Source organism: Clostridium sp. (assembly GCF_047718555.1).
In the GTDB taxonomy this organism is placed as follows: domain Bacteria; phylum Bacillota; class Clostridia; order Clostridiales; family Clostridiaceae; genus Clostridium_I.
On the sequence record NZ_JBDNRK010000098.1, the window covers coordinates 1 to 7121 of the forward strand.

Sequence of the window (7121 nt, forward strand, 5' to 3'; positions counted from 1 at the left end):
GTATCGGTATTTTCGATACTTAGAAATCGTTGTCCTTTAGGGTAAATCGTTATCCAGGGACGTAGCAGCCGTTATCTCCCACTTTGATAGAAAAGCAGAGAACAAAAATCTTTGATTTTCTGTGAATCGCTTTCGCTGTGTGCAAGTAGAGAGCCAAAATTTTTAATTTTGTGCGAATCACTTTCACAGAGTGCGTTGGGAGTATTACGGATGGTATTCATCGGATAAACTTAAGATTAGTGAAGGAGGAATTTTAATTGATTTCAGTTAATATTGATAAATGTAAAGCTTGTAAAATTTGTGAGAATAATTGTCCTCTTGGTGCAATAGAGGTTATAGATAAAAAAGCAAAATTAAATGATAATTGTGTGTCTTGTGGTATATGCTTTAAGGTCTGTCCCTTTGAAGCTATTGAAAGAACAGAGGAAAAGAAGGCTGAAAATTCTACATGTACTCATTGCCCTGTTAATTGCTCTGTACCTCCAGATAAAACCGGAGCTTGTAAGAGATATACTAATGTAAATGGTGAACTCATTAGAAATAGAAAACTTGTGGTAGATCCGGTTACAAAGGATTCAGAATGGAAGGCAACCTATAAACCACTTATTACAGCAGTGGGTAGTGGAACAAATTATCCATGTTTGCGTCCTGCTCCCAAAATAGTACAGGATACAGTAAATGGAGTAGATGTTGTAACTGTGGTCACTGAAGCACCTCTTAGTTATAGTGGAGTAAAGGTTAAAATTGACACAAATATGGACATAGGCGAAGAAGGGGCAAAGGTAAAAAGAAATGGTAAATGCGTTGGAAGAGTAACCACTGAAGAATATGGATCAAAAATGCTTACTATAGGCGGAGCCAATCTTCTTAGTGGAAGCAATGATGGTTTTATAGTAGCAAAAACTATTGTAGACTTAGCGAATGGAAGAAGGGTTATACTGAAAGTAGATAATGGAAGTACTCTAGAAGTTCAGCAGGATCACCCACCTATTATAGATGGCACTGAAGAGACATATATGAGAGTGGGTTGCGGTAGTGCAACTATAGGTATGTTTGCAAGAAGTCTATGCAAGGCAGTGGATGAGGCAATTATACTTGACTTTCATGTAGTTGGCTTATTGTCCGAACATGCAGCGGGAAAAGAAGTAGGCATGAAATATAGTGGAGTAGTACCTTATGGAAGAAAAAGTACCATGGGTAGATATTTTGGAGGTCATGGTCACGGCTGGGGCGGTACAGAAATTATGAATCCTTTAGATGCCGTGAAATCTGTAGATATGACTATAGCAAAGCAGGGCTATAAAATATTAGTAACGGAAACTACAGCACAGAAAGCTGCTCTATTAGAAGTACAAGGAGACGGATCTGTAAAGGAAATTGAAATGACTGAGGAAGTACTAAAATGTGTTAAGTTAATTTCTGATAACTGTGAGAGATCAAATGTTTCAATTATATATACAGGTGGTACAGGCGGAAGTGCTAGAGCTGGAGCTACAACTTTTCCAAAGAAATTAACCAATGCAATTCATAATAATGAGGTTACAATGACTATAGCAGGAGCACCTACCTTTGTTCTTCCTGGTGGAGGGATAAATTTTATGGTGGATGTTTCTAAAATGGTACCAGAGGCTACAACTTGGGTACCAACACCTGCTACTGTAGCCCCTGTAGAGTACACTATGACTAGGGAGAAATACGAAGAAATTGGCGGACATGTAAACAGTATAATAACAAAGGAACAATTGCTAAAAGAACTTAGTGAGGAATAATTATGGTTGAAATACTGGAAAATCAAAAGGTGTTTATTAATAATGGACCAATTCAGATGGTGCTTGATATATCTACAGGAAGTGAAAAAACTCCTGAATTAGGTCTTGAAGTATCAAAGTATGTAATTTCTGAATTTAATAGGCTTGCAGAGTATATTCCATATATAAAATCCAATAAGGTTTTAAAAATTAACGAGAATAAGCCTAGTATTGTTCTTGAAAAAATGATGAATGCAGTTGGGAGGTCAGGTGATAAAAGTTTAACACCTCTTGCTGCCGTGGCTGGTTCCTTTTCGGATTTTGCACTGGAAAAAGCTTTGGAATTAGGGGCAACTAGAGTTATTATAAACAATGGTGGAGATATAGCCTTAAAGGATATATCTGGTACGCCAATAAATGTAGGAATACCTTTAAATAATGCAGAATTAGTACTTACTATTACCTATGGAAGTAATATTCAGGGTATTTGTACCAGTGGTCTTGGTGGCAGAAGTTTTACAAAGGGAATTGCTACTGCTGCTGTTTCTTTAGGGGAAACCGCGGCTATAGCAGATGCCTGTGCTACTTATATGGGTAATGAAACTAATATAGAAGCTGAGGGTATAGTGCGCTGCTATGCAGAAGAGATAGATTCTGAAACAGATATACCTGGTCATTTAGTAACCTTAAAGGTAGGAGATATTAGTGAAAAAAATGTGTATAGGGCTTTATTAAATGGACTTAAAAAGGCAGAGAAATTATGTAATAATAATACAATTAAAGGTGCAATATTGTGTGTAAAGGATAGGATTGTAATGGTACCAGATAATATTGCAGTGTTAAAATAATAATATATTGTAGTAATCTAAGAGTATGTCTCAAAAGAAATAAATATTTATTTCTTTTGAGACATACTCTATTTACTTACTAAAAATTATTTTAATAATAGAAAAGTTAAAGGCTGCTGATAATGCATTAAGATGTGTTTAGAACAATCTCTCTTTTATTTTAAAGAAAAAAATAGAATTATATTAAAAAAATTAGGGTAAAATTCTATAGAAAGTGTGATATTTTATCGCATAAACACCAATTTATTCATGTTGTTACAATAATAACATTTACATATGTTTTACATATGAATTGATATCAATAAAATATTTTTAATATGAATACCTTTCTGATATAATAAAAACAATTTATTAGTAAATTAACATTATTTTTATTAAATTATCTAAGTAAAAGCGAAATTTTATAATATTTAATATAAAATTAGAAAATTGTTATTAAATATTACAAAATGCAGTAAAAGGAATTTTAGTAAAATTATTTATCTAAAAGGGGGAAATATAAATGGAAACATCATCTTCAAAAATGCTTATTGGACGTATGGAAAGATTGCCTGTTGGAAAGTTTCATTATAAGATGCTGGGGATTAATGGAGCGGCTTGGGCTTTCGATGCCTTCGATGTTGGATTGGTTACTTTTGTTGTTACAGCGCTTACAAAATCTTGGCATCTAACACCAGCGCAAGTTGGATTATTCTTAAGTGTAGGTCTATTCGGAATGTTCTTTGGCGCCGTTGTATCAGGACCTATAGCAGATCGATGGGGTCGTAAGGCCGTATTTCAAATTACAATGTTATTTTTCGCAGTGTTTTCTCTATTATGTGCCGTTGCACCGAATTTTATATCATTGGTAATCTTTAGATTCTTTGTAGGAGTTGGCCTTGGTGGAGAAACTCCAGTTGTTACATCACTTTTAGGAGAATTTATACCTGCTTCAAAGCGTGGTAAATTACAAGGATTACTTAACACTTTCTGGGCAGTGGGCTGGCTTGCATCAGCAGTTGTATCTTATTTTATTATTCCTACAGCAGGTTGGCGTTGGGCCTTTGTTGCAGGGGCACTTCCAGCTTTCTATATTTTTGTAGTTCGTAGACATTTACCTGAATCACCAAGATGGCTTATTTCTAAAGGAAGAAATGAAGAAGCAGAAAAAATAGTTGAAAGTATAGAACAAAAATTAATTGCTGAAGGTTTTACACTTCCAGAGGTTAATTTAAAAGATGTTCAAATAAATGAAGGTGGAAAGAAACAAAAAGTTAATTTAGCATTACTATTCTCTAATAAATATTTTAAACGTACTATTATGTTATGGGGATTATGGTTCTTAGCTATGTTTGGCTATTATGGACTATTCTCCTGGTTACCATCACTTTTTGTAAAGGCTGGGCACACTATGGTTAAATCCTTCCTTTATGTTTTAATTATGCAAATAGCCTATGTTCCTAATCAAGTTTTCAGTGCTTATCTTATGGATAAAGTAGGACGTAAAAAATTGCTTGTTGGTAATTTGATATTAGCAGGTATTGCTGCTGTAATATATGGTTGGGCTTTAGGACATGGGGTTAATACAGGTATAGTTGTATTGTTAGGTGTTATTACTTCCTTCTTTGTTTCTGCAATTATGGGAATTACTTATACTTATACACCGGAACTTTATCCTACAACTGTTCGTGCTACTGGAGTTGGAGCGGCCTCAGCTTGCTCACGTATAGGATCTATGCTTGCACCTATAGTTATTGGAGCTGGACTTACTTCTGTAGGTATAAGTGGAGTATTTGCAATTGTATCAGGGGCCTTTATATTAGCAGGTATATTGGTAGCTGGTCTTGGTATAGAAACTAAAGGTATAGTTTTAAAAGACTAAAAATTTAATATGACAATTAAAAAAGCAAGTAGTCTATATTAGCATATGAGATTACTTGTTTTTTTAGTATAAATTTGTTTATTTTATTACATTATATATATTGTGAATCCTATTTAACTCAGCACAAATAGTTAATAACTATAAATATAGACCTATCTATAATTTTTAAATTTCAAAAATCCATATGTTTTAAGTATGGATTGATATATATAAAATATTTTTAATATGGATATATATCTGTTATAATAAAATCAATTTATCAATAGATTAATATTATTTTTACTAAAAAAATAATATTAAAAGATTTATTATGATAATTTAATATAAAATAACTTGTTTGTTATTAAATGCCATAAGTATAATTATTAAAATGAGTATTTATGGTTTAAAAACAAATAAGATGTAAATTTATTAAAAAATTGAGCTTGAAATTACTATATATAGGGGGATTTATTTATGGAAATCAAGATAAGAAAATTCTGTACATTTATAGAAGAAATTAATGCCGATGGAGGTAAAGTAATAACTGATAAGACTCATAAAAGAGCGGCTGCAGCAGTTATCATTGAAAATCCGTTTGCAGGAAAATATGTAGAGGATTTATCACTGCTTACAGATTGGAGTGTAGAAATAGCACCAGTGCTTGTAGAGAAGGCGTTAAAAGCAGCAGGTATTGATAAATCAGAAGTAGAAAGCTATGGAAAAGGTGCTATCGTAGGTGGAAACGGAGAATTAGAACATGCAGCAGCAATTCTTCATCCAAAGCTAGGTAAACCATTTAGAGATGCAGTAGGTGGAGGAAAGGCAATAATTCCTTCAGCAAAGAAAATGGGTTATCCAGGATGTACTTTAGATGTACCGCTTCACTATAAGGATGCAGCTTTTGTAAGAACTCATTTTGATGCAATGGAAGTAAGAATACCAGATGGTCCAAGAGATAATGAAATAGCTGTAATACTAGTAGTTACAAACTGCGGAAGACCACATCCTAGAGTGGGCGGATTAAAGGTAGAAGAAGCAAAAGGTGAAGATGGATTAAGATAAGGGGGAATTCTAATGTCAATATTGGCTATAAAGAACATTGGTATATTAGTTTCAGGTGATATAAAAGAGCCTGTATTAAAATATAATACAATATTAGTAGAGAACGGAATTATAAAGAAACTTGGAACAGAGGAAATTTTACATGGAGTAGAGTGCCATAAGGTTATTGATGCAAAAGGAACTACAGTGGCTCCTGGGTTAATTGATTCACATACACATCCTGTACTTGGAGATTTTACACCAAGACAAAATACTTTGGGATATATAGCAGGTTCACTTCATGGTGGAGTAACAACTATGATATCCGCTGGAGAATGTCATACACCTGGTAGACCAAAAGATGTAGAAGGTACAAAAGCTTTAGCCGTACTAGCACATAAGAGCTCAGAAAATGCTAGACCTGGTGGAGTTAAGCTTCATGGAGGAGCATTGATTTTAGAAAAGGGTCTACAGGAAAAAGACTTTGAAGAATTACAAAAGCAAGGAGTATGGATAGTTGGTGAAGTAGGACTTGGTTCAGCAAATACTCCAGAAGTAGCAGGTCCTATGGTAAAATGGGCTAGAAAATACGGTTTTAAAGTTATGATGCATACAGGGGGAACATCTATACCTGGCAGTAGTACTATTACTGCACAAAATGTAATGGATACAGATCCAGACATAGTATCACATCTAAATGGAGGCCCAACAGCAATTTCTGTAGAAGAAGTTGATAAATTAATAAATGATACAAAATATACATTGGAATTGGTGCAATGTGGTAATTTCAAAATAATGAAGCATGTAGCAAACGAAGTTTGCAAGAAGGGTGAATTGGGAAGAGTAATTCTTGGAAATGACTCGCCATCAGGTACAGGGATTATTCCACTGGGAATACTACGTTCCATATCCTATATTGCTTCAGAATCAGAAGTTTCAGCAGCAGAAGCATTATGTTTTGCTACAGGAAATACAGCAAAGGCCTTTGGATTAAATGTAGGATTAATTGAAGAGGGAAAAGAAGCTGATTTTGTAATAATGGACACACCTATGGGTTCAGTAGGCAAGGATAGTTTAGAGGCATTAGAAGCTGGTGATTTACCAGGAGTATCAATGGTAGTAGTAGACGGAGAAATCTTAGTTAATAAGAGTAGAAATACACCTCCAGCAACAACTAAAGCTGTTATAATATAATTGCCTTTATTGGATTGGATCTTATTGGAAAATTATCAATGAATCTTACTCAGTGAGAGCTTGTATTTCAACTGAATTTAGATGAATTATCCAGGGACGTGTCGGTGTCATCTCTACCTTCTAAAGGTGGAGTGTTACAGTGACTAGTCATCGGATAAATTGTATTAAATTATATATTGTAATAAAGTTTCTACAATTTATTAGATGGATTGTCTATATTTTTAAGTAGAAACTTTATTTACATTTCAAGTTAAATTTCCTTCTAATATTTTTAAATAATCATAGATTTTGTAGACAAAGTATCATATACCTAAATTTGTTAGTTAAGAGTTCAATATTTTTAAAGCAAGGTTTATGAAGGTATTCTTGCTATAATTGTTTGCTAAGAATCTAATTTTAACCTGACTAACTTGGCGTAAGTCTCCCACGCACTCTGTGAAAGTGATT

At 33.7% G+C, this 7121-nt stretch carries 5 protein-coding genes; all 5 read left to right on the forward strand.

The annotated features are described in order from the left end of the window. The first annotated feature begins 257 nt into the window (after nucleotides 1-257). Complete coding sequence (locus tag ABF633_RS20230; protein WP_415526446.1) at nucleotides 258-1769, forward strand: DUF362 domain-containing protein; 1512 nt, start codon at nucleotides 258-260, stop codon at nucleotides 1767-1769. Between the two features lie 2 nt (nucleotides 1770-1771). Beyond that, nucleotides 1772-2596 carry a UPF0280 family protein gene (locus ABF633_RS20235; protein ID WP_415526448.1) on the forward strand — a complete coding sequence of 275 codons (825 nt, stop codon included), beginning with the start codon at nucleotides 1772-1774 and terminating at the stop codon, nucleotides 2594-2596. 502 nt (nucleotides 2597-3098) lie between these two features. Continuing rightward, nucleotides 3099-4457, forward strand: coding sequence for an MFS transporter (locus ABF633_RS20240; protein WP_415526450.1), 1359 nt, complete (start codon nucleotides 3099-3101; stop codon nucleotides 4455-4457). A gap of 456 nt (nucleotides 4458-4913) precedes the next feature. After that, on the forward strand, nucleotides 4914-5501 hold the full coding sequence (locus ABF633_RS20245; RefSeq protein WP_415526452.1) for an amino acid synthesis family protein: 588 nt from the start codon (nucleotides 4914-4916) through the stop codon (nucleotides 5499-5501). Between the two features lie 12 nt (nucleotides 5502-5513). After that, nucleotides 5514-6674, forward strand: coding sequence for an amidohydrolase family protein (locus ABF633_RS20250; RefSeq protein ID WP_415526454.1), 1161 nt, complete (start codon nucleotides 5514-5516; stop codon nucleotides 6672-6674). The last annotated feature ends 447 nt before the right edge of the window (nucleotides 6675-7121 follow it).